Here is a 1,221-nt window from a genome sequence, read left to right on the forward strand (position 1 = left end):
CGCGCCATCTCGCTTTATCGCGAACAAGGAGCATCTCCTGCTGAAATCAGAGAGATGGTGGGCATTTGACCTGACCACCATCAGAGGCCCCACTATTCCATCGGCTTCATGAGCTCGACTTCGGTCCCATCGCGGACGGCCGTGTAGAAACAACTTCGCCGATTGGTGTGACAGGCTGGCCCCGTTTGGTTCACCACAATCAGCAGGCAATCCCTGTCGCAATCGACGCGAAAATCCACCAGGGCCTGAAAGTGGCCCGAGCTTTCGCCCTTGATCCAGAACGCCTGTCGTGACCGCGACCAATACGTAACCCGTCCGGTTTCCAACGTTTGCTCGATGGATTGGGCATTCATCCAGGCCATCATCAGAACCTCACCCGTCGCTTCGTCCTGTGCGATCGCGGGGATCAAACCCGCCTCGTTGAATTTCAGTGTCGACGGATCGAACAAGACTGCGTCAGCCATCGCAAAAACCTTTTGCATCCCAGAATCCCGCCATTATGTATGGGGAATGGACAACGAGGGAAAGCCATGAGCGGCGAAACCGATCTGATCAAGCTCTATTCCGGACGCATCTTGGCGCTAGCTGCGGATATTCCGCATCTGGATCGCTTGGATAATCCCGATGCGACGGTAAAGAAACGAGCCCCTTTGTGTGGATCGACCGTGACTGTTGACGTCAAGCTTGAAGATGGGCGGATCGTGGACTTTGGGCAAGACGTCAAGGCCTGTGCGTTGGGTCAGGCCTCGGCTTCGGTCGTAGGCAGCGCCGTGATCGGGGCGACGCGGTCGCAGGTCGAAACCGCACGTGATCAGCTTTCCGCAATGCTGAAGAAAGACGGCCCTGCCCCCGAGGCGCCCTTTGAGGGGCTCGAAGTTCTGATGCCCGCGCGGGACTACAAGAACCGCCACGCGTCAATCCTGCTGGCGCTTGACGCGACCGCCGAGGCGATGGAGCAGGCCGAACAAGCCAACTGCGCCTGATTGGCTTTTCCATACAAAGCCGTATAGGGTGCCCCCAATGATTGGGGGGGGCTAACGTGAACAATTTGCTGGAACATTTTGTGACGCTCTGGGTCGTGATCGACCCGATCGGCACCATCCCCGTCTTTATCGCTGTCACTGCTGGGATCGCGACGGGTGCGCGTCGTAAAACCGCTTTACTGGCCGCGTTGGTCAGCGCAGGCATTCTGCTGTTCTTTCTGATCTTCGGGCAACTTGT

3 protein-coding genes are annotated in these 1,221 nt (G+C 57.6%); 2 read left to right on the forward strand and 1 reads right to left on the reverse strand.

Translation table 11 applies throughout. The features are described from left to right. Positions 1-92: 92 nt before the first annotated feature. On the reverse strand, positions 93-482 hold the full coding sequence (gene hisI, locus ACR0EL_RS21635; RefSeq protein WP_170393119.1) for a phosphoribosyl-AMP cyclohydrolase: 390 nt from the start codon (positions 480-482) through the stop codon (positions 93-95). Positions 483-530: 48 nt separating this feature from the next. Between hisI and ACR0EL_RS21640 the strand changes: the two genes are divergently transcribed. Both ACR0EL_RS21640 and ACR0EL_RS21645 read left to right on the forward strand, forming a co-directional pair. Then, a complete protein-coding gene (locus tag ACR0EL_RS21640) occupies positions 531-983 on the forward strand; it encodes an iron-sulfur cluster assembly scaffold protein (protein WP_170393120.1) in 453 nt (150 codons plus the stop codon). Positions 984-1,039: 56 nt separating this feature from the next. Continuing rightward, the coding region (locus ACR0EL_RS21645) for a MarC family protein (protein ID WP_480502239.1) at positions 1,040-1,221 on the forward strand (182 nt) is incomplete at its 3' end.

It is taken from the genome of Ruegeria sp. AH12, assembly GCF_056541465.1.

Coding starts and splice junctions, on each gene's coding strand:
- hisI (WP_170393119.1), bottom strand. CDS start 482: ATGCAAAAGGTTTTTGCGATGGCTGACGCAGTCTTGTTCGATCCGTCG.
- ACR0EL_RS21640 (WP_170393120.1), top strand. CDS start 531: ATGAGCGGCGAAACCGATCTGATCAAGCTCTATTCCGGACGCATCTTG.